This window comes from Chania multitudinisentens RB-25 (assembly GCF_000520015.2).
In the GTDB taxonomy this organism is placed as follows: domain Bacteria; phylum Pseudomonadota; class Gammaproteobacteria; order Enterobacterales; family Enterobacteriaceae; genus Chania; species Chania multitudinisentens.
The window spans coordinates 42055-62588 of record NZ_CP007044.2 but is presented as its reverse complement, the minus strand read 5'-3'; the positions used below and the strand labels follow the sequence as shown (position 1 = coordinate 62588).

19 protein-coding genes are annotated in these 20534 nt (G+C 51.8%); 12 read left to right on the top strand and 7 right to left on the bottom strand.

The window, feature by feature from the left end; all coding sequences use genetic code 11:
* Positions 1 to 28 precede the first annotated feature (28 nt).
* The 8 genes from yhfZ to Z042_RS00215 are packed head-to-tail and all read left to right on the top strand — an operon-like array spanning position 29 to position 7537.
* Positions 29 to 928: a GntR family transcriptional regulator YhfZ gene (gene yhfZ, locus Z042_RS00250; RefSeq protein WP_024913668.1), complete on the top strand. Its 900-nt coding sequence runs from the start codon at positions 29 to 31 to the stop codon at positions 926 to 928.
* A gap of 32 nt (positions 929 to 960) precedes the next feature.
* Positions 961 to 1317 carry a PRD domain-containing protein gene (locus Z042_RS00245; RefSeq protein ID WP_024913669.1) on the top strand — a complete coding sequence of 119 codons (357 nt, stop codon included), beginning with the start codon at positions 961 to 963 and terminating at the stop codon, positions 1315 to 1317.
* Between the two features lie 35 nt (positions 1318 to 1352).
* Positions 1353 to 2507: a YhfX family PLP-dependent enzyme gene (locus Z042_RS00240; RefSeq protein WP_024913670.1), complete on the top strand. Its 1155-nt coding sequence runs from the start codon at positions 1353 to 1355 to the stop codon at positions 2505 to 2507.
* Complete coding sequence (locus Z042_RS00235) at positions 2500 to 3717, top strand: phosphopentomutase (protein WP_024913671.1); 1218 nt, start codon at positions 2500 to 2502, stop codon at positions 3715 to 3717. The genes Z042_RS00240 and Z042_RS00235 overlap by 8 nt, the downstream gene beginning before the upstream one ends.
* Positions 3718 to 3748: 31 nt before the next feature.
* Complete coding sequence (locus Z042_RS00230; protein WP_024913672.1) at positions 3749 to 4114, top strand: DUF2620 domain-containing protein; 366 nt, start codon at positions 3749 to 3751, stop codon at positions 4112 to 4114.
* 40 nt (positions 4115 to 4154) lie between these two features.
* On the top strand, positions 4155 to 5501 hold the full coding sequence (locus Z042_RS00225) for a YhfT family protein (protein WP_024913673.1): 1347 nt from the start codon (positions 4155 to 4157) through the stop codon (positions 5499 to 5501).
* 43 nt (positions 5502 to 5544) lie between these two features.
* Positions 5545 to 6645: an aminotransferase class V-fold PLP-dependent enzyme gene (locus Z042_RS00220; RefSeq protein ID WP_024913674.1), complete on the top strand. Its 1101-nt coding sequence runs from the start codon at positions 5545 to 5547 to the stop codon at positions 6643 to 6645.
* A 16-nt stretch (positions 6646 to 6661) separates the two neighbouring features.
* Complete coding sequence (locus tag Z042_RS00215; RefSeq protein ID WP_024913675.1) at positions 6662 to 7537, top strand: phosphotriesterase-related protein; 876 nt, start codon at positions 6662 to 6664, stop codon at positions 7535 to 7537.
* Between the two features lie 210 nt (positions 7538 to 7747).
* Here the strand turns inward: Z042_RS00215 and Z042_RS00210 are convergent, their stop codons facing one another.
* The 7 genes from Z042_RS00210 to Z042_RS00180 all read right to left on the bottom strand — a co-directional run bounded on the left by Z042_RS00210 (position 7748) and on the right by Z042_RS00180 (position 15519).
* Complete coding sequence (locus Z042_RS00210; protein ID WP_071882772.1) at positions 7748 to 8290, bottom strand: hypothetical protein; 543 nt, start codon at positions 8288 to 8290, stop codon at positions 7748 to 7750.
* Between the two features lie 63 nt (positions 8291 to 8353).
* Positions 8354 to 8692 carry a DUF2645 family protein gene (locus Z042_RS00205; protein WP_024913677.1) on the bottom strand — a complete coding sequence of 113 codons (339 nt, stop codon included), beginning with the start codon at positions 8690 to 8692 and terminating at the stop codon, positions 8354 to 8356.
* 150 nt (positions 8693 to 8842) lie between these two features.
* Positions 8843 to 10507 (bottom strand): alpha,alpha-phosphotrehalase, encoded by a 1665-nt coding sequence (gene treC / locus Z042_RS00200; protein ID WP_024913678.1) that lies wholly within the window; start codon positions 10505 to 10507, stop codon positions 8843 to 8845.
* 62 nt (positions 10508 to 10569) lie between these two features.
* Positions 10570 to 11985 (bottom strand): PTS trehalose transporter subunit IIBC, encoded by a 1416-nt coding sequence (gene treB / locus Z042_RS00195; protein ID WP_024913679.1) that lies wholly within the window; start codon positions 11983 to 11985, stop codon positions 10570 to 10572.
* Positions 11986 to 12370: 385 nt separating this feature from the next.
* Positions 12371 to 13249 carry a lipase family alpha/beta hydrolase gene (locus Z042_RS00190; RefSeq protein WP_037407093.1) on the bottom strand — a complete coding sequence of 293 codons (879 nt, stop codon included), beginning with the start codon at positions 13247 to 13249 and terminating at the stop codon, positions 12371 to 12373.
* 302 nt (positions 13250 to 13551) lie between these two features.
* Entirely contained in the window at positions 13552 to 14499 is a 948-nt protein-coding gene (gene treR, locus Z042_RS00185; RefSeq protein WP_024913681.1) for a trehalose operon repressor TreR, read from the bottom strand.
* Between the two features lie 90 nt (positions 14500 to 14589).
* The gene (locus Z042_RS00180) at positions 14590 to 15519 is read right to left on the bottom strand and encodes a LysR substrate-binding domain-containing protein (RefSeq protein ID WP_024913682.1); all 930 of its coding nucleotides are present in this window, start codon (positions 15517 to 15519) and stop codon (positions 14590 to 14592) included.
* A gap of 419 nt (positions 15520 to 15938) precedes the next feature.
* Here Z042_RS00180 and Z042_RS00175 point away from each other — a divergent pair, with 419 nt between their 5' ends.
* From Z042_RS00175 to Z042_RS00160, 4 genes are all read left to right on the top strand, one after another.
* The gene (locus Z042_RS00175; RefSeq protein ID WP_024913683.1) at positions 15939 to 16544 is read left to right on the top strand and encodes an ankyrin repeat domain-containing protein; all 606 of its coding nucleotides are present in this window, start codon (positions 15939 to 15941) and stop codon (positions 16542 to 16544) included.
* 156 nt (positions 16545 to 16700) lie between these two features.
* A complete protein-coding gene (locus tag Z042_RS00170) occupies positions 16701 to 17489 on the top strand; it encodes an oxamate carbamoyltransferase subunit AllH family protein (RefSeq protein ID WP_045784770.1) in 789 nt (262 codons plus the stop codon).
* On the top strand, positions 17449 to 18996 hold the full coding sequence (fdrA, locus tag Z042_RS00165; RefSeq protein ID WP_024913685.1) for an acyl-CoA synthetase FdrA: 1548 nt from the start codon (positions 17449 to 17451) through the stop codon (positions 18994 to 18996). Before Z042_RS00170 ends, fdrA begins: the two co-directional genes overlap by 41 nt.
* Positions 18996 to 20414 (top strand): YlbE family protein, encoded by a 1419-nt coding sequence (locus Z042_RS00160; RefSeq protein WP_024913686.1) that lies wholly within the window; start codon positions 18996 to 18998, stop codon positions 20412 to 20414. The genes fdrA and Z042_RS00160 overlap by 1 nt, the downstream gene beginning before the upstream one ends.
* The last annotated feature ends 120 nt before the right edge of the window (positions 20415 to 20534 follow it).

The window sequence follows — 20534 nt, the reverse complement described above, 5'->3', positions numbered from 1 at the left end:
AATATTCAATAATTTGAAGGTTAAAGTTATGACCAGGCGGTTTATCAAAAAAGAAGGTATGGCGTTAACCTTGCTGGCTCGTTACTTGTTGGGCGAGCAGGTCGGCGGGCGTCTCAAAACGATTGATGAACTGTCACAGGCCTTTGAGCTTTCGGTGGGGGTCGTACAAAACGCCTTAAAATCACTGGAAAATCAGCATTATATTGCTTTGGAGCGCCGTGGCCGTAATGGCACGCTGGTGCAATCGATTAATTACGCGGGCCTATTTTCTCAAGCGGGTATTGATAACCTCGTTTGCGCCATGCCGCTGCCGTATACCAAGCTGTATGAAGGCCTGGCCAGTGGTTTAAAAAAACAGTGCCAGGGGATTTCGCTCTATTTTGCCCATATGCGCGGCGCAGATATACGGATTGAATGCCTGAAAAATGGCATCTATGACATGGCAGTCACCTCACGCTTGGCGGCGGAAAACTATTTGCAACAAGGGGATGTCAGGATCGCCTTATCGTTGGGCGAGCACTCTTATGTTAATGCTCACCACTTAATCTGCCGCCAGGGGCAGCAGGATCAAATCCAGCGCGTGGGGCTGGATTTTCGCTCTCCCGATCAGCGTTTGATGACCGAGCTCTTTTTTGCCAACCGCCAGATTGAATGGGTGAATATTGGCTACAACGAAGGACTGGCATTGATCGAAAAGGGGCAGATCGATGCCATGATTTGGAATTTGACCGAAGATCTTGCATCCCATTACCTGACCAGTATTCCGCTGGCGGAGCACGCTATTTATCAACAAGCGACCGAAGCGGTGGTGTTAATTAATCAGGATAATCACTATATCGAACAGTTATTAACGCGCATCGTCGATATTAATGCATTACTTGAGCACCAGCGTGCCGTTCAAGCGGGTTTAATTGATCCTTCTTACTGATTATTGTTTTTTCATGCGGAAAGGCTATGACAATGGAGCAACGATTACAGATTTTGGCAAGCGCCAACCTGATTAGCGCAGAGGTTCATCAAGGCATGTTGAAGGTGGTGAATAAGCTGGAGCAGCAATGGGGGTTGGTTATTCGCAATAGCCAAGGGCAAATGGCAATCACCCATATGGCTAATGCATTAATGCGCTGTGCGCGTGGTGAACCGGTTGCTGCAATGGATAACGAGCTGTTTAGCGAAGTCGTTGAAAGCGAACTCTTTGAGCGTTTGCAAATGATCAACAATGACCTGTTGAGCGAATTTTCAATTCAGATACCAGAAAGCGAAAAAACCTATCTGTTATCGAATCTTTATGCTTTGCACCTTGCTCAAGCGGATTAATCGCCTATTGGAATAGGCTCTAAGTAGGGCTGATTATGTTTTTATCTGCATTACAGAAGCAAAACCCTGCCTTAATCGAGGCCGCGGTAGCGTTATGGCAGCAGGGTAAAGTGCTACCGGATACCTATCTTATCGATCTCGATCAACTGTGGGAAAACGCACGTTTATTGCTGGCCGTTGCCAAACAATACGGTTTGAAACTGTATGCCATGCCAAAGCAGATTGGCCATAACCCCTATATTTGCCAAAAACTTCTGGATATGGGTTTTGCCGGCATTGTTGCGGTGGATTTTAAAGAGGCTAACCAGCTTTATCGCCACCGGGTGCCGGTTGCGCATATTGGTCACCTGGTTCAACCGCCGCTGCATTTGTTGCCTAAAATCCTGGCGGAAAAGCCGGAAGTGATCACGGTTTATTCACTGGAGAAAGCGCAGCAGATCTCAGCGGTAGCCGCACAGCAGAATTACACCCAGCCGTTATTATTAAAAGTCTACCAGCCTGGCGACGTGCTCTATCCCGGCCAAGAGGCGGGTTTTGCCTTGGATCAGCTGGTTGATGCGATCGCGCATATTCAGCAATTGCCTAATGTGCGGATTGTGGGGGCGACCCATTTCCCCTGCATGTTGTTTGATCAAGCACGGCAAGAAACGTTAGCCACCCCTAATTTAGCGACTTTGCTGGCGGGCAAAGCGATGATTGAGCAGCAGGGCGTTCCCGTTGAGCAACTGAATGCTCCCTCGGCCAGCAGCTGCGCCACCTTTCCGCTGTTAGCCGAGCACGGCGTAACTCATGCGGAACCTGGGCATGCATTAACGGGCACCATACCTGCTAACCAGACGGGCGATCAGCCTGAAAGAATCGCCATGCTCTATCTGTCTGAGATTTCCCATCATTTTGCGGGTAACAGCTACTTTTTTGGGGGTGGATATTATCGCCGTGGTCATTTGCAACAGGCATTGGTATTTACCGGCGGTAAAGCGCAATGGGCGGAAGTATTACCAACCGACGACAGCAGCATTGATTATTGCCTGCGTTTAGCGGGCCAGTGGCCCATCGGTAACCCGGTGATCAGCTGTTTTCGCACGCAAATCTTTGTTACCCGCAGCGATGTGGCGCTGGTTGCCGGTATACAAAGTGGCTCACCACAATTAGTGGCAACCTATGACAGTTTCGGGCGGCGTTATGAGTAAGTTTATTGTCATTGTGATTGATAGTTTTGGCGTAGGCGCCATGCCGGATGTGGCGGAGGTGCGCCCGCAGGATATTGGCGCCAACACCTGCCAACATTTGTTGCAAAGCCAGCCTGAATTACGGTTGGCAACCTTAGAGAAGCTGGGCTTAATCAACGCGTTAGGGTTTTCTGCCAACGTGATGCAGGCCAATCCACAGGCTGTTGCCGGCCGCGCGCTGTTACAGCATGAAGGTGGCGATACTTTCATGGGGCACCAGGAAATAATGGGAACCCTGCCATTGCCGCCGCTAAGAATGCCATTCTCGGCAGTGATCGATCGGGTTGAACAGGCATTGCTGGCGGAAAAGCATCAGGTTGAACGGATCGCAATAGGGAGCTTGAGCTATCTGTGGGTGGATGGTGCCGCCGCGATTGGCGACAACCTCGAAGCGGATCTGGGGCAGGTTTACAATATCAGCGCCAATCTGGCGGTATTAACCTTCGAGCAGGTTCAGGCGATTGGCCACATTGTGCGCCGCTGCGTCAAGGTCGGGCGCGTTATTGCTTTTGGCGGCCTGCTGGAAAATACCCAGGCCATTCAAGCGGCCGCAGAAACCCGGCAGCAAACCTATATCGGTATTAATGCACCGAAATCAGGTGCTTATAATCGGGGATTCCAGGTGGTGCATCTCGGTTACGGCGTCGATCAGAGCGTTCAAGTCCCTGAGCAATTGCATCAGGTTAATATTCCAACCGTCCTGATTGGCAAGGTGGCGGATATTGTGGCTAACCCTCACGGCATCAGCTACGAAAAGCTGGTCGACTCACAGCAAATAATGGACTTAACGTTGCAGCATGTTCGGCAGCCAGGGTCAGCTTTTATTTGCAGCAATATTCAAGAAACCGATCTGGCAGGCCACGCGCAAAATCCTGAACGCTATATCGACTGCCTGAAATTGGTAGATCGCAATCTGGCCAGCATTATCGATTCCATGTCAGCGGAAGATTGTTTAGTCGTGATGGCTGACCATGGCAATGATCCGACTATCGGGCACAGCAAGCATACCAGAGAACAAGTGCCTATCCTGGTTTATCAACAGGGGGTGAAAAGTATTGCATTAGGCACCCGGCAAACCTTGGCCGACGTTGGCGCGAGCGTTTGTGAGTTTTTTACCGCACCAGCACCACAGCATGGCCAATCATTTTTATCGTTATTACGACCCAGGTAGTACACATCCAAATGTAAAAGAGGGAATTACTATGCGCTTTGTTATTGGTGGGCAGATTGAGAAAACCAAATTAGCAGAAACGGTACGCCGGTTGGCGGGTGATAAAGCTACGTCAGTAGAAATCATGGGGGATATTGAGGCGGCAATGGCGCTTAAAACCGGGCAGGCCGATTACTACTTAGGCGCGTGTAATACCGGCGGTGGCGGGGCGTTAGCCATGGCGATTGCCATTGCCGGCGCAGATAAATGCATCACGCTAGGGATGCCGGGCAAAATTTTAAGTGATGATGAAATATCTGCCAGCGTGCAGGCAGGTAAAACCGCTTTCGGTTTTACCGGACAAGACATTGATGCTGTCGTACCGGTAGTGATTGCTGCTATTTTCCAGCGTTCCTGATAGCCGGGTTATTCAACATTATTAATACCAGGGATTTATTATGGAAATCGAATTCTTCACGCGTTTGATCGCCGTTGATAGTGGGAAACTGATCGTGATTGCCATGATTGGTGCTATTTCCTCCATGATGTCTAATCGTTGTATTGCGGTTTTCCACGATGGTTTACGCCCGCTGATCCCTGAATATATTGAAGGACGCATGAGCCGTGGCGTGTTGTTGGCGAGCAGTTTCGCCTTGAGTTTTGGTTTGGTGATTGGCTTTGGCTTGCCGTTTTCATTAACCGCACCGATTATTTTAGTCCACAGCCTGTTATTAGGCACCGACGTGATCGGTATCTGGTGCCCCAACAGCCGCAAAGGGTTTATCGCCTCGGGGATTGTTGGCGCACTGTACGGGATTGCGCTGTTGGTCGGCCTAAAATCGATTGTCGATCTGTTTGCGATGATGCCGGTGAATTTTATGAGCGCGCTCAGCAAAGTCGGCGATCCTATCATTGTCTGTTTCTCACTCTTCCCTGCCTTGGTGGTGGCTTACCAGTTTGGCTATCGCAAAGGTTTATTTGTTTTATTGGCCACCTTGATCGGCTACCTGGCTACGCAATCCGTTGGGAGCTTAAGCTTTGGCGGCCAACTGGAGAAACCGGTAAAGCTTGATCCTAACGGGATCGCATTACTGTTTGCCATGGTGGTGATGTTCTATTTCGCCATGCGGGAAAAAGCCCCTAAATTGCCAGAGGGCGCCAAAGGTTCTAACGAGATGTTGGTCGGCATTTTCTCGGAAAGAATCAAACGTATTCAAAAAAACCAATGGCTGCTGGTCTTAAGCGGTGGTTTAACCGCCGTCGCGGCCACCATGTCGATGAGCCTGTTAGCCGAAGGCCCGGTTTCATTGCAACTGATGGCCGCCGGTGACGCTAATGGTGCGCTGCTGGTCGCGCTGGCGCGTGCTATCAGCTTTATTCCATTAGTTGCCACTACCGCGATTGCCACCGGTGTGTATAGCCCGGATGGCATGAAATTTGTGTTTGTGGCAGGTTTGGCGACCAATAACTATGTCATCGCCTTTATTGCGGGCTGCGCCATTATGTTTATGGAAATAAAAATGTTGGCAGGGGCGGCAATCTGGCTGGATCGTTATCCAGGGGTGAAAGCCTGTGGCGATCATATTCGTACCGCCATCACTAAAATGCTTGAGGTCTCTTTGCTGGTTGGCGGCATGATGGCGTCAAATGCGATTTTGCCAGGTATGGGCTTTATGATCGTTGCGGGTATTTATCTGTTAAACCGCACCTCAAAACGGCCGTTGGTTGAAATGGCGATTGGCCCGATTGCGACGATTGCGGTCGGTATTCTGGCGAATCTGCTCTATTTTGTTGGGCTGGGTTAATCGCCAACGTTGCCTATTCACAGATTATGTTAAGGCTTATCCCATGAAAACATACCCGTTACAGAGTTTAACGCTAGCGGAAGCCCAGCAGAAACAGTTCGCTTTAGTGGATGCGATCAGCCGCTATTTTACCGGGCAAGCCTTCCTGACATTAGGGGATTTGGGGCTTGAGCCTGAATTTAATCAACCGCAGACCACCCATAAAGTTGAACAGGTGTTGGCACATTTCTTTCGTGCCGAAGAAGCGGTTTTAGTGCAAGGAGCAGGCACCGGAGCCATTCGTGCGGGATTGGCGGCATTGCTCAAACCGGGTGGTTCATTATTAGTGCACCAGGCTCCTATTTATCCCACTTCAAAAGTGATTATTGAGCAAATGGGGTTAAAGCTGGTGATCGCTGATTTCAACGATCCTGGGGCATTAAGGCAGCAGATAGCTGCCCACCCAATTGACGCGGCACTAGTCCAGCATACCCGCCAAAAACCCGATGACAGCTACGAGCTGGCCGCAGTGATCAGGCTCTTGAATCAGCACCAGATTCCAAGCGTGGTTGATGATAATTATGCGGTGCTGAAAGTGGATAAAATCGGCTGCGAAATGGGCGCGGGCTTATCGACATTTTCCAGCTTTAAACTGTTTGGCCCGCAGGGCGTTGGTGTGGCTGTGGGTGACAGTAAAGCGGTGCAGGCTATCCGCAGCACCCTGTATTCCGGCGGCTGCCAGATTCAAGGTTTCCAGGCGTTGGAGGTGCTGCGTGGATTGGTGTTTGCGCCAGTGATGCATGCGGTGCAGGCGCAGGTGAATCAAGAATTGCTGGTGCGTTTAAACAGCGGTGAATTACCGATGGTGAAACAGGCGCTGCTTGCCAATGCGCAATCAAAAGTGCTGCTGGTGGAATTCCACGAGCCGGTGGCCAATCAGGTTTTGCAGCAGGCAGAAAAGTTGGGGGCCTTGCCTTATCCCGTTGGTGCTGAGTCCAAATTTGAAATTCCACCGTTATTTTACCGCCTTTCCGGTACTTTTAGAGAGGCCGAACCGGGTTTGCAACAGCGGATGATCCGCATTAATCCGAATCGCAGCGGCGCGGAAACCATCTTGCGGATTTTGCAACAGAGCTACTCTGCGGCTAAACAGCAGGCTGAATAAGGTGGTGTGTACAAATATGATAAATCCAACGGGTTATACCTACGTACATGAGCATCTGCATATCGATCTCTCGCACGAGAAAAATAATATTGATTGCCGCTTTGACCAATATGAACTGATTCGCGATGAGTTGAAGGTCTTAAAGCAGAAAGGGGTCGCCAACATTGTTGAAATGACGAACCACTATATGGGGCGGAATGCGCAATTTATGTTGGATCTGATGCGGGATACCGGCATGAACGTGCTCGCTTCCACCGGGTTTTATCAACAAAAGTTCTACCCTGACTTTATTGCCAGCCGCACTGCGCCAGCGCTGGCAAAAATCATGATTGATGAGATTGAACAAGGCATTGATGGTACGGCACTGAAAGCCTCGGTGATTGCCGAAATTGGCAGCAGTAAAGATGTGATCACCCAGGATGAAAAGAAAGTCTTTCATGCCGCGGTCTTGGCTCATCAGGCCACCGGCCGCCCGCTCTCCACTCACACCACATTAAGCACCATGGGGGTTGAGCAAGTGGGGTTGCTTAAGCAATTGGGCATGGATCTGAATCATGTCGTTATTGGGCATTGTGACCTGAAAGAGCAGTTGGATAATATCTTGCAGATGATCGACGCTGGGGCGTATGTGCAATTTGACACCATCGGCAAGAATGATTATTTCCCCGATCAGAAACGCATTGAAATGCTGCAAGCCCTTCAGCAACGCGGCCTGCTCAACCGCGTGATGCTTTCCATGGATCTTACGCGCCGCTCGCACCTGAAAGTGAACGGTGGCTTGGGGTTTAGCTATCTGCTGGATCAGTTTGTACCGATGTTGCTCAATGCAGGTTTCAGCCAAACCGAGATTGAGCTAATGTTGAAAGAGAATCCAAAACGCTTCTTTGGTTAAGGCGGGTGCTGGCCTGGGTGGTTAGGTTCACTGCCGCACAGGCAACTTAGAAAGCGCGGGTTGGCACCGCACAGGTTGGCATCGCGTTCACTGCCGTACAGGCAGCTTAGAAAGAAATATTAAACGGCAATTTTCCGGCGTTACGGTTTGCTTACTCTGGTGATACCACCAGAGTCATTTGGCGATGGGCAGCTGAATACGGGCAATGGATTAAACGGGCCGATTCAGTTTCTGGGCGGCATTCTCCAGCAACGTATCCAAGCTGGAATGTAGCAGGTGTCGTTTAACCGGCTTGCTCACCGCCTTAAGCGGAGAACCGACTTGCCTATCCATGGTATAGATAGTCACATTCCCTTCGGTATGCTGATAAATCAGTAAACCATCCACGCCGATATCTTCGGCGTCAACGAAACGGTGTAAAACGGTTTGCATGCGGCGCTTGGCATCATCATCACCGCTGACGGCTTTGCGTAAATCTTCCACATTGAGGCCAACGGGAACGGAGTAGATATAGATCGTTTCAACATCTGGACTGGTTTTACAGAAGAAGCAGTAGTCTTTTTGTACCTCTGATAGCGCCTCCATTTTACGCAGCTCGATGATGAGTTGTTGCCCGTCCTGATAAGGAGGCGCAGAGATATCAAAGAAAACCAGTCGGAAAGGGCCGGGATCGCCAGCCATGGCGGCATGAGGTACGCTTGCCAGCACGCTAAACGTAAGTAAGAAGGTAAAGAAAAATTTCCTTATATTCATTTTCGAAAGTTCCGGTTTCTGATGTCGTGAGCGCAGAGAAATGAGGCAGCATATAGCCAGTGTTCAGGCAGCACAAGCAGCGTATTGCCCCCAGAATGACCACCACCAGTAGGCAATGACCACCGCCAGCCCAAAGCCATAGAGGAGCACCTTGAAGAGATCCTTAAAAAGGATGTCGCGTATCAAGGCTATCAGCAGCGGTGTTCCCAGCAAAAACAGAAATAGCGGTGAGGTGATGTCGCGCAGGTCATCGGGATCGGCTGGCAAGCTGCATATGCTATCACCCGGTTCCAGCATCCAATCATATTCACCCATGTTAAAAACCTGCATGCACAGATAAACGAGCACAAAGTACCCGCCAAGGGAGAGGATTTCGAACAGCCTTTTTTGGTATTTCTTCACAAGATTATTTCCAACAGCCAGCGGGAGAACTCGATCGACAAGCGAGGATTATTGATACGATTTAGGCACAAACGGAGAATATCTTGCAACACTCTCCGTTTATTTTAAAACCAACAGCACGGGGTGCCGTTTTTGATCGAGGGAGCAACGCTATTCCTTTACCAGCCAGTATGCTGCCTCAAATGGCCGCAAGAGCATGGGCTGTGGCTGTTCCGCCGTATCCGCATAGTTGCTCATCAGCGGTTGCCACACAGCAGAGCGTTCGACGCCAGCGGCATCCCACGCCAAAAGTTCATGGCTCAGGTTAGCGGCCACCAACAAGCGCTGCCCGTTCCAACGGCGCTGATAGCACCATAATGCCGGGTGTTCCGGGGCCAGATCCTGATAGTCGCCGTGCGTTAGCAACGGATACTGTTTGCGCAGGGCGATCAGGTGGCGATAGGTATAAAATACCGAATCCCGATCGGCCAGCGCTGCTTCGGCATTAATCTGCGGGTAGTTTTCTGCGCAGGCGATCCACGGTGTACCGCTGCTAAACCCGGCGTTGGCGCTGGCGTCCCATTGCATCGGCGTGCGGCCGTTGTCGCGCGACTTGCTGGCCAGGATCGCCAGCAGTTCGGCGCTGTTTTTACCCTGTGCGCTCAGTTCGGCGTACATATTCAGGCTTTCCACATCACGATATTGATCGATATGGCTGAAACCTGGATTGGTCATGCCAATCTCTTCGCCCTGGTAGATATACGGCGTGCCTTGCATACCGTGCAGCAGCATCGCCAGCATTTTAGCGGCGATAACGCGCAGTTCGCCTTCGTCACCGAAGCGTGAAACGATGCGTGGCTGATCGTGGTTACACCAGAACAGCGCGTTCCAGGCACGGTTGTGCATCCCTTGCTGCCAGTGGCAGAAAATCTGTTTCAGTTCAACGTAGTCCGGGGCTGCCAGCGTCCATTTTTGCCCATTGGTGTAATCCACTTTCAGGTGATGGAAATTGAAGGTCATCGACAGCTCTTGGCCGCTGTGTGCCGCATATTGCTGGCAATGCTCCAGCGAGGTGGAAGACATTTCGCCCACGGTCATCAGGCCGAGAGGCTGGAACACTTCACGGCTCATTTCTTGCAAAAACTCATGAATACGTGGGCCATCGGTATAAAACCGCCGGCCATCGCCTTGGGTATCGCTGGGGAAATCCTGCTGTTTGGACACCAGATTAATCACGTCAAGGCGCAGCCCATCAACGCCCTTATCCGCCCAGAACTGGCACACTTTCTTTAATTCTTCCCGCACCGGCGGGTGTTCCCAATTGAGATCGGCCTGCTCGGTGGCGAACAGATGCAGATAATACTGGCCGCTGCTGGCGTGCCACTGCCAGGCGTTGCCGCCAAATTTGGAACGCCAGTTGTTGGGCGGGGCATCGCCTTCGCCATCGCGCCAGATGTAGAACTGGCGCAGCGGGCTATGGCGATCCTGCGCGGCCTTGAACCACGGGTGCTCGGTGGAGGTATGGTTGAACACCATATCCATCACAATGCGGATACCGCGCTGGTGGGCCTGGGCGACTAAGTGCTCAAAGTCTGCCAGGGTGCCATAAGCCGGATCGATGGCGCAGTAATCCGCCACGTCGTAACCGTTATCCACCTGCGGTGACACATAAACCGGCGTCAGCCAAATGGCATCAACGCCCAGATCCTGTAAATAATCCAGCCGCCGGGTGACCCCTGCCAGATCGCCATAGCCATTACCGGTGCTGTCTTGGAAGCTTTTTGGGTAGATTTGATAGATGACACCGTTTTGCCACCAAGGAATAGGATTGCTCATCGGAACCGTAACCTCTTTGCTTATGCCAATGGGCCTGCCGGCAGACAGGCCTGGTAATGAATTCAGACCGGCAATTCGCCGCGGCTGGCTTTGCGTTTGTACACCATGATGGTCAGCAGTAGCGGGATCACCACGGCAACCAGAATGGCCAGGGAATAAATCAGCCAGAACTGTGGTTGAATGGACAGAATGCCCGGCAGGCCGCCGACGCCAATCCCATTCGCCATCACGCCGGTCAACCCGCAGATCAGGCCCGCCAGGGCCGAACCGATCATCGCGCACAGCATCGGGAAACGGTATTTGAGGTTGATCCCGTACATGGCCGGTTCGGTGACGCCGAGGTAGGCGGAAATCGCCGCCGGGACTGAAATTTCACGCTCGTTGGCCTTGCGGCTGATAATAATGATGCCCAGCACCGCCGAAGCCTGCGCGATGTTGGAAAGCGCAATCAGCGGCCATACCGGCGTGCCGCCCATGCTTTGGACCATCTGCATATCGATCGCCAAGGTCGTTTGATGTACACCGGTAATCACCAGCGGCGCATACAGGAAGCCAAACAGCGCAGCCCCGATTGGCGCGAAGCCACCGGTCATGATTGACTTCACCGCCCAGGCTACGCCGTCGCCGATCAGGCGGCCAAACGGGCCGATCAGCGTGTGGGCCAGGAACACCGCCAGCAGCAGAGAAACCACCGGTACGATCACCAGATACAGATAATCCGGCACGATCTTTTTCAGCCGGGTTTCGATCCAACCCAGAGTCAGGCCGGCGAGGATCGAGGGGATCACCTGGGCTTGATAACCCACTTTCTGAATGGTGAACCAGCCGAAGTTCCACACTTCCGGCACTTGCTGGCCGAGCAGGTAGGAGTTCATCAGCTGCGGTGAAACCAGGGTAATGCCCATCACGATACCGAGTACCGGCGTGCCGCCCATTTTTTTCACCGTTGACCAGCAGATCGCCACCGGCAGGAACATGAAGATGGCTTCACCGAGCAACCACAGGAAATCGTAAATGGTTTTCCACGCTGGGTGCATCTGAGCCAGCGTTTGGCCGCCAGACATCGGAATATCGCCGATCACGTTGCGGAAACCGAGGATCAAACCCCCGCTGATCAACGCAGGCAGCAACGGGAAGAAGATTTCAGCGAAGTGGGAGATGCCACGCTCGAACCAGGTCATATTTTGGCGTGCGGCCAGTTTCGCCTGTTCTTTGTCGGCCTCATTGAGGCCGGTGGCGGCGATCAACGCCTGATAGTAATCACCAACTTCTGGGCCGATCACCACCTGGAACTGCCCGGCATTGGTAAAGCACCCTTTGACCATCCGCAGTTCTTCGATCTCTTTCGGTTTGGCCTTGCCAGGATCGTTAAGCACGAAACGCAAGCGAGTAATACAGTGGCTGACGGTAGCGATATTCTCACGGCCACCGACCAGCGCGATCAGGCGGTCGATATCCTGCTGCTGAACTTTGCTCATGGTGAAACCCTTTGTAGGTGCAGAAGTGTGGATAAATAAAGCTTAGACATTTGCTGGGGTTTATGAAATGGGAACGTTCCCATTTTGGGTTAACGATCACAAAATGGGATCCTTAAGGGCTTAGGCTCTCAACCAGACCTAGATGGATTGCTATTTATGCATATATCGATTTGTATGTATTTTATTTGGAATGGTTGTGACGGCTTGCGCTTGAAATCACGTGGGTGCGGATTGGCCCGGTGTTTATACCTAGCATACTTCAAGCTGCGTTCGGTTACTCAGCTCATCCCTGAGCCTCGTCTCTCCAGGTTTGTTGCAAGCAGCGTTCAACTCTGCTCCCGGTAACTCAAATTAGGTAGGGGTTATTAAAGAACGTTCCCAAAATTTATAACCCTTTCGATTTTAAACGTGCCACGTGATCAACAAATAGTTGAACGGGGTTGGTACTGCCGGTAACAATCCCAGCGGTTTGATTAATAGCATCCAGGTGATCCATGGAATAATCGGAACGGATAACTTTGCCGAGATGCATACTATAACGCCCAACCAATCCATCATTCTGGAAGCGTTCTTTGGTGAACAGAAATGAAAGAGCAACCATTGAAGTATGCAGCGGATCAAAATTATTGAGCCCCTGTTCAATCGGGTTGTAATTAATAATCCCACCCCAAGAATAATAATAAACGCCATTCTCAAACTCTTTACCTTCCCCTCCCCAACTGCTTGGTAAACCCTGTGGATATTTGGCATTGAATTTAGCGACGCCTTCGCTGGTGAGCGAATTAAGCGCTGCGACACTGTCTTGTGGCAAGGAAGGGCGGCCACTCATAATGGAAAGGAATGAACCAAAAGCGTTCATCACTGCGCTTGCGATGGCTTCGGGAAGGGAACCCGGTTTCACCGCCAAACGAACCAGATCGGCAATTTCTGAGCCAAAGTTTGCCCCATTCACGGAAGTAACAGAGGCAACCAGTTCGGGATGAATTGCGGCGACGTAGCGGCAGGCCAATGGGCCCTGGCTGTGGCCAATCAGGTTGACCTTGGCCGCTCCGGTTAACTGGGTTACTTGTTTTACAAAATTGAGTAATTGTTCACCACGAGCTTCATTACTGTTTTCTGCCGATATAGAGGCGGTGAATACAGTAGCTCCGGTTTTTTCCAGTGCTTTCTGAATACCGAAAAAGTAAGGATAGATTCCAGCAATCTTATCAAAACCACTGAAGCCGTGAACGAGAATAATGGGATATTGTAAGGATTTAGACATGATGAATACCTCTTGGAATTATTTGACCAGGTGGTCGAAATAAATAGTAAAATAAGAGGGTGATTTTCACATTTTATTAATGTTGTGTAGTGATTAAGACAAAAATGCGTAATATTGAGGCTGTCGACAATCAATGTAACACATATTTTTAATAAGGGTATTAATGTTTTTGAATATTATTTAACAGCGGCACGAAATACAGTGTTTTTTTGCAATGCTGACAAAATGATGATGATTGGCAGCTATTGCAAATTTGCACCTTGGCTAAATTCAAGCCTATGAATTTCAGGCGGCAGCTGCCATCAGGCCAGCCTGCTGGGAATAATAATCTGCCGAATCCCCAATTCACCGCTGAGCTGGCCCAGTAGCTGTTGGGCGGCCTGTTGCCCGGCGGTGCCATAGCCCAGCTCCACCGAAAATATCTCAGGGAACAGGAAATTGAGCAGCGGCGTATTCCCAATGGCACAGACCTGTATTGCGGTAAGAGAATGTTGTTGCAGGTATTTCATCGCGCCGAGGGCGATGGTATCAGAGGCGCATACCAGTGCGCTGGTATGGGGTTCAATCACGCTTGCAGCCAGTTGGAAGCCGCTCTGATAGTTCAGTTCACCGAGCGCGGCAATCGGCGGGATCTTCAACTTACGGCAGGTAGCAAGATAGGCTTGGTGGCGGCGCATCCCGGTGGTGGCGTCAGATTCCTGCACGCCGAGATAGCTGATATGGGAATGGCCCAACTGGCGTAAACGCTGCATCAGCAGTTTTACCGCCCCGTCGTCGTCGTAACAGACGGAAGAAATGCCGGGGTAGTCACGCGCGATCACCACCATTTTTTCCTGCCAGGGCGCTAACATCGCGGCGGTCAGGCCGGTAAAGCCGAACAGGATCACCCCGTCGATGTTGCGCTGTTGCAGCACCTGTAAGTGTTCCTGTACCAACCGGGTTTCAAACTGGCTTTCCAGCACGATCGGATCAAAACCTTGCTGATACAGCAACGGCAGCATGGTACGCACTGCCTGGTTTTCCGACGGCGAATCAAGGCGGGAAACGATGATGGCGACCACTTTGTCGCTTTGGCCGCGCATGGCGCGCGCTGACTTGGACGGCGTAAAGCCATGGCTGCGGATCACCGCTTCCACCCGTTCACGGGTTTGCGGGCTTACGCTGCCTTCGTTATTCAGCACGCGTGATACGGTGGATTTGCCTACTCCGCTCAGGCGGGCGATATCCTTGATAGTCAGCCGGTTTTGCATGGTGTGGTTATCGTTTCGGTTGATAGACGAAGGCCGACAGCATATACCCTTCTGGCATGAAATTGCAGCGTTGTCAGCGAGTGTTTTTGCTCAGAGCTGGCAAAGTAAATCGGCATAAATCCCGCTCAGCGCACCGCCTGGCGCAAACTGCTTTTTGATCCACTGGGTGACCTGCCCGGTGGCCGCATGCTGTGTGGCGAGTAACATACGGGAATCCTGACGTGGGTTGTGAATGCGGCGGATAATTAACAATCCTTCTGCCACCGCTTCGCGGGCCATATATTCCGGCAAAAAACCAATGCCTTCGCCTAAAATCTGGCACTGACACTTGGTGTTGAAATCCGGCACCAGAATCGCCTCCTGCCCATGCAATAACCAACCCACTTTTTTATTGATGGTATGCGCGGTGTCTTCCACCATGATGTTGGGATACAGCCGCAGCTGGCTCTCGGAGATGGGTTCCGGCATCAGCGCCAGTGGGTGATCGGGCGCAATGGCGAATACCCAGCGGATAGCGCCAATTTCGGTGTAATCAATGCCACCGCCATCCAGCAGCGTATCTGGTGCGCCAATCGCGATATTGGCCTGATTATTAATAATGGAATCCCAGACACCGTTGTACACCTCGGTGGTCACCGTGATATGGCAGGTAGGGAATTGCTTCTTCAAGACCTGTAACAACCGGGCGGTATGCCGGGGCGTATAGAGCAACTGGTTGATGCAGATACGTACCCGCGCTTCGATGCCCTGAGCGATGGTATCAATACCGCGCTTAATGGCGTGGAAGTCATTCAGCAGATCGGTCGCTTTACGGTAGAAATAGAAGCCGGATTCGGTGAGTTCAATGCTGCGCGTGCTGCGGTTGAACAGCACCACATCCAGCCCGGTTTCCATGCGCTTGATGGTGTAGCTGATGGCCGATGTGGTCAGGCCCAATTCTTCTGCCGCCTTGCTGAAGCTAGCGAAGCGCGCTGCGGTGGTAAAGGCCAGCAGATTATCTTCGGTAAAAATGGAGTTCATATCTAAGGCTCCTCCTGGGGATGTGCTCAGAAGAAGGGGAGCCACCCGGCCGTATTGTTGAATGTATTTGTAATTCTGATGAGGAGCAACCAGTATTGAAAAAATTTTAACACTGGCGTTACAACTGATTTGAACAGAGTCACACTTCCGATTATTTGTTTGAAGCCTTATGCAGCAAGCGATGAAAGCCTCTGCGCCGCAGCGATGTTTAGCATAACAAAAGAGTGAAAACTAGGAGTAAAGATTGCGCCGTCGCACGTTTTACCTCAATAATTGAATTTTATTCAACAATGAATCCCTTTGCGATGAATGATTTTTAAGCGGATGTTTTTCTCCTTCATCTGTTGCTATCCTCAGAATCAAATCTTCATCATGCTGCAAGTTGTATTAAAGCCCACCAAAGAAAAGGGAGCCAGAATATGTCCGAGAAAGCATTGATTAGCGAATTTCTTTTTGCTGCGGAAAAAGGCGATATCGACGCGGTGAAAAAATGCTTGGCTAACCATGTGGATATTAATGCCACAACTCGCCAGGGCCGAACCGCCATTACGCTTGCCAGTCTGAGTAAACACTACGACTGTGTGGCCTTATTAATTTCCGCCGGTGCTGATATTGATCGGCAAGATCAAATCTGTTTTAACCCATTCCTGCTCAGTTGCCTGAATAATGATTTAACGCTGCTGCGTTTAATATTGCCAGCCAAACCTAATTTAGACTGTTTAACCCGTTTTGGTGGCGTAGGAATTACCCCCGCCAGTGAAAAAGGCCACGTTGATATTGTGCGTGAATTATTAACGTGCACCGAGATTAACGTAAACCACACCAATTTTGTGGGCTGGACGCCATTGCTGGAAGCCATTGTGCTCAATGACGGCGGGGCTAAACAGCAAGAGATTGTCAAATTGCTGCTCGATCACGGCGCAAATCCCCATATGACCGATAAATACGGTAAGTCGCCGCTGGAGCTGGCGCGTGAAAAAGGCTATCACGAAATTGCTGCACTGCTGGTGGCGGCAGGCGCGTAACCCGGTAAAGAAAAGAGGAGAAATGCTATCGCACAGCCTCTGCGGCAGTGCATCACAGCGCTATCGGCGGAGGCGGCTTTTCCCCGTTATACGCTCAGCGGGCATGTCGAACAGGTGTTTTCCCGGGCGGTAAACCTGTTCGTTCCAGAGCAGAACATGCTCTATACGTTATTAAGCGACGCATGCGACAACGCCCCAAATAGCTGCCGAATAGCGCTCAGGCACTGCGACAAGATATTCAGCCCCGGTGAGCGGGTACAATTTGCTCAGGGTGGCCTTGAAATTGGTCAAAATAAATGGATTGAGTTTGACCACTGCCAGTTATGGCAACGGCCTGAACTGTATTTAACTGCCGAAAATATCAAACGTATTAATTGGTATCAATGGGGGCAATGGATTTATCAGCAGGCAATATCCGGTGATTCACTTTTTTATTACGCTGGCGACAATGTTTTTTATCAGGAAATAGCCGCGTTATTACAGCGCAACCGCGCGGCATTATTAATGGCAATGCGGCGGAATGAAAGCCCTGACCAGGCCATCCTTTCTCTTATTGGATTAGGCATTGGGCTGACCCCTTCCGGCGATGATTATCTGGTTGGGCTTTGCGTAATATTGCTGCTCTCTGGTCACCCGGCGCAACAATATCGCAAAACGTTTCTCGCGGTGCTGGAAAAAGTGCGAGAGAAAACCACATTGCTGAGCGCCATTACTTTAGAAGCAGCAATCAATCAGCGTTATCGGCAAGTGATTGGGAACCTGATCGCGAAAATAGTGCACAACGATCACGATCTTATTATTCACACCATTAACGAGATTAAAAAGATCGGCTCAAGTTCAGGCTGCGACATGCTGTATGGCATGGCGGATGCCTGCTTCTTGACCTCATATTTTGGAGAAAAATATGCCTATCAAGATCATGGTAAAAAAGAACACCTGGTTTGATTCCGTATCACTGATGTCGATTTCGACCAAAGCGAACAAACTGGATGGAGTTGAACAGGCATTTGTGGCCATGGCCACGGAAATGAACAAAGGGGTATTACAAAACCTGGGCTTGTTAACCCCGGAACTGGAAGCGGCTAAAAACGGCGATCTGATGATTGTGATCAACGGCGCCAGCGATGAAGCAAACGACGCTACCCTGCAAGCCATTGAAGCCTTGTTCACTCACAAAGATCAGGGCTCCCGGCACGAAGCGCGCTACGCCACTCTGGCCAGCGCGAAGGCCAATATCCCGGAGAGCAACCTGGCAGTGATTGCGGTCAACGGCCTGTATGCGGCGCGTGAAGCGCGCCAGGCGCTGGAAAATAACCTCAACGTGATGCTGTTTTCCGATAACGTCTCCATTGACGATGAGCTGGCGCTGAAACAACTGGCGCATGACAAGGGGTTGCTGATGATGGGGCCGGACTGCGGCACTGCCATCATTAACGGCGCCGCGCTCTGCTTTGGCAACGCGGTACGCCGTGGCAACATCGGCATCATCGGCGCCTCCGGCACCGGTAGCCAGGAACTGAGCGTGCGCATCCATGAGTTTGGCGGGGGCATCTCGCAGTTGATTGGCACCGGCGGGCGAGATCTGAGTGAAAAGATTGGCGGCCGGATGATGCTCGACGCCCTGAAAATGCTGGAGGAAGACGCTGGAACCGATGTGATTGCGCTGATCTCCAAGCCCCCGGCCCCGGCGGTAGCGCGCACCGTGCTGGAACACGCCCGTGCCTGCCGTAAACCGGTGGTGGTTTGCTTCCTGGGGCGCAATGCTCCCCCTGCCGATGAACCTGGGTTGCAGTTTGCCCGTGGCACCAAAGAGGCGGCATTAAAAGCGGTACTGCTTACCGGCATTAAAGAAGAATCCCTCGATCTCCATCCATTGAACTGGCCGCTGATTGAAGAAGTACGTGCGCGCCTGACACCGCAGCAGAAGTACATTCGTGGCCTGTTCTGCGGGGGCACTTTGTGTGATGAAGCGATGTTCGCGGCCTTGGAAAAACACAGCAACGTCTACAGCAATATTCAGCCCGATCCGGCCATGCGCCTGAAAGACCTGAATCAGAGCGTGGCGCACACCTTCCTCGACTTTGGTGACGACGATTTCACCCACGGCAAACCGCACCCGATGATCGACCCAACCAACCGCATCAGCCGCCTGTTGCAAGAAGCCCGCGATCCAGAAGTTGGCGTGATCGTGATGGATTTCGTGCTCGGCTTTGGGGCCCATGAAGATCCGGTGGGCGTGATGATTGAAGCCATCAAAGAAGCCAAGGCGATTGCGGCCCGTGAGCAGCGGCCATTGGAGATCCTTGGCTATGTGCTGGGCACCGATCTCGATACGCAATCCTTGCAGCAGCAGTGCCAGATGCTCACCGATGCCGGTGTGATCTGGGCCAGCAGCAGCACCAATACCGGGTTACTGGCGCGTGAATTTGTCTGTAAAGAGGAGAAAGTCTGATGAGCCATTCGTTATTCAATCAACCGCTGAATGTGATCAACCTCGGCATTGCGATGTTCAGTGATGACCTCAAAAAACAGCATATTCCGGTGACCCATCTTGACTGGACGCCGCCTGGGCAGGGCAACCTGGCGGTGATCGAAGCGCTTGATCAGATTGCTGCTCCGGCGCTAGCCGAGAAAATCGCGGCGGCTAACCAACTGGCACTGGAGCGCATTATTCAATCGCATCCGGTGCTGGTGGGCTACGATCAGGCGATTAACGTGGTGCCAGGCATGACGCGTAACACCATTTTGCACGCAGGCCCGCCCATTAGCTGGGAAAAGATGTGCGGTGGCATGAAAGGTGCGGTGACCGGTGCGCTGGTGTTTGAAGGGTTGGCCGCTACCCTGGACGAGGCAGCCGAACTGGCGGCTTCTGGCGAGATCGTCTTCTCACCGTGCCATGAACATGATTGTGTGGGATCGATGGCGGGCGTCACTTCGGCATCGATGTTTATGCACATTGTGGAGAACAAAACCTACGGCAACCGCGCTTATACCAACATGAGCGAGCAGATGGCGAAAATCCTGCGCATGGGGGCTAATGACCAGAGCGTGATCGATCGCCTGAACTGGATGCGTGACGTGCAAGGCCCAATGCTGCGTGATGCCATGAAACTGGCCGGGGAGATCGATCTGCGGCTGATGCTGGCCCAAGCGCTGCATATGGGTGACGAATGTCATAACCGTAATAACGCGGGTACCTCGTTGCTGATTCAGGCGCTGACGCCGTGGATTATCCAAACGGGTTATCCGGTTGAACAGCAACGCGAAGTATTCGACTTTGTCGCCAGCAGTGATTACTTCTCAGGCCCGACCTGGATGGCGATGTGCAAAGCGGCAATGGACGCCGCGCACGGCATTGAGTACAGCACCGTGGTCACCACCATGGCGCGCAACGGCGTGGAGTTTGGCCTGCGCATCAGCGGCTTGCCAGGGCAGTGGTTTACCGGCCCGGCGCAGCAGGTTATCGGCCCGATGTTTGCCGGTTATAAGCCGGAAGACTCCGGGTTGGACATCGGTGATAGTGCCATTACTGAAACCTACGGCATTGGTGGCTTTGCGATGGCGACTGCGCCAGCCATCGTTGCGCTGGTGGGGGGCACGGTAGACGAAGCGATCGATTTCTCACGCCGGATGCGGGAGATCACCCTGGGTGAAAACCCTAACGTCACTATTCCACTGCTCTCGTTTACGGGGGTGCCGACGGCTATCGACATCACCAAAGTTGGCAGCAGCGGCATTCTGCCGGTGATTAACACCGCTATTGCTCATAAAGATGCAGGGATAGGCATGATTGGCGCCGGGATTGTTCACCCGCCGTTTGCCTGTTTTGAGCAGGCATTGCTGACTTATCGCGATCGCTACTGCCAATAACAATAACAGGGGCTAACGCGTGTTAGCCCCAAAATAGCTGCACTAACACCAGAACCAGAATTGTTGTTCACCTGCAGGAACGATGACGATCCCGTGGATCGTATATCCCCAAATTCAATC

Bases quoted from the DNA above. Each gene is read 5' to 3' on its own strand.
- yhfZ (WP_024913668.1), top strand. From the start codon at position 29: ATGACCAGGCGGTTTATCAAAAAAGAAGGTATGGCGTTAACCTTGCTG.
- Z042_RS00245 (WP_024913669.1), top strand. From the start codon at position 961: ATGGAGCAACGATTACAGATTTTGGCAAGCGCCAACCTGATTAGCGCA.
- Z042_RS00240 (WP_024913670.1), top strand. From the start codon at position 1,353: ATGTTTTTATCTGCATTACAGAAGCAAAACCCTGCCTTAATCGAGGCC.
- Z042_RS00235 (WP_024913671.1), top strand. From the start codon at position 2,500: ATGAGTAAGTTTATTGTCATTGTGATTGATAGTTTTGGCGTAGGCGCC.
- Z042_RS00230 (WP_024913672.1), top strand. From the start codon at position 3,749: ATGCGCTTTGTTATTGGTGGGCAGATTGAGAAAACCAAATTAGCAGAA.
- Z042_RS00225 (WP_024913673.1), top strand. From the start codon at position 4,155: ATGGAAATCGAATTCTTCACGCGTTTGATCGCCGTTGATAGTGGGAAA.
- Z042_RS00220 (WP_024913674.1), top strand. From the start codon at position 5,545: ATGAAAACATACCCGTTACAGAGTTTAACGCTAGCGGAAGCCCAGCAG.
- Z042_RS00215 (WP_024913675.1), top strand. From the start codon at position 6,662: ATGATAAATCCAACGGGTTATACCTACGTACATGAGCATCTGCATATC.
- Z042_RS00210 (WP_071882772.1), bottom strand. From the start codon at position 8,290: ATGAATATAAGGAAATTTTTCTTTACCTTCTTACTTACGTTTAGCGTG.
- treC (WP_024913678.1), bottom strand. From the start codon at position 10,507: ATGAGCAATCCTATTCCTTGGTGGCAAAACGGTGTCATCTATCAAATC.
- treB (WP_024913679.1), bottom strand. From the start codon at position 11,985: ATGAGCAAAGTTCAGCAGCAGGATATCGACCGCCTGATCGCGCTGGTC.
- Z042_RS00190 (WP_037407093.1), bottom strand. From the start codon at position 13,249: ATGTCTAAATCCTTACAATATCCCATTATTCTCGTTCACGGCTTCAGT.
- treR (WP_024913681.1), bottom strand. From the start codon at position 14,499: ATGCAAAACCGGCTGACTATCAAGGATATCGCCCGCCTGAGCGGAGTA.
- Z042_RS00180 (WP_024913682.1), bottom strand. From the start codon at position 15,519: ATGAACTCCATTTTTACCGAAGATAATCTGCTGGCCTTTACCACCGCA.
- Z042_RS00175 (WP_024913683.1), top strand. From the start codon at position 15,939: ATGTCCGAGAAAGCATTGATTAGCGAATTTCTTTTTGCTGCGGAAAAA.
- Z042_RS00170 (WP_045784770.1), top strand. From the start codon at position 16,701: ATGCTCTATACGTTATTAAGCGACGCATGCGACAACGCCCCAAATAGC.
- fdrA (WP_024913685.1), top strand. From the start codon at position 17,449: ATGCCTATCAAGATCATGGTAAAAAAGAACACCTGGTTTGATTCCGTA.
- Z042_RS00160 (WP_024913686.1), top strand. From the start codon at position 18,996: ATGAGCCATTCGTTATTCAATCAACCGCTGAATGTGATCAACCTCGGC.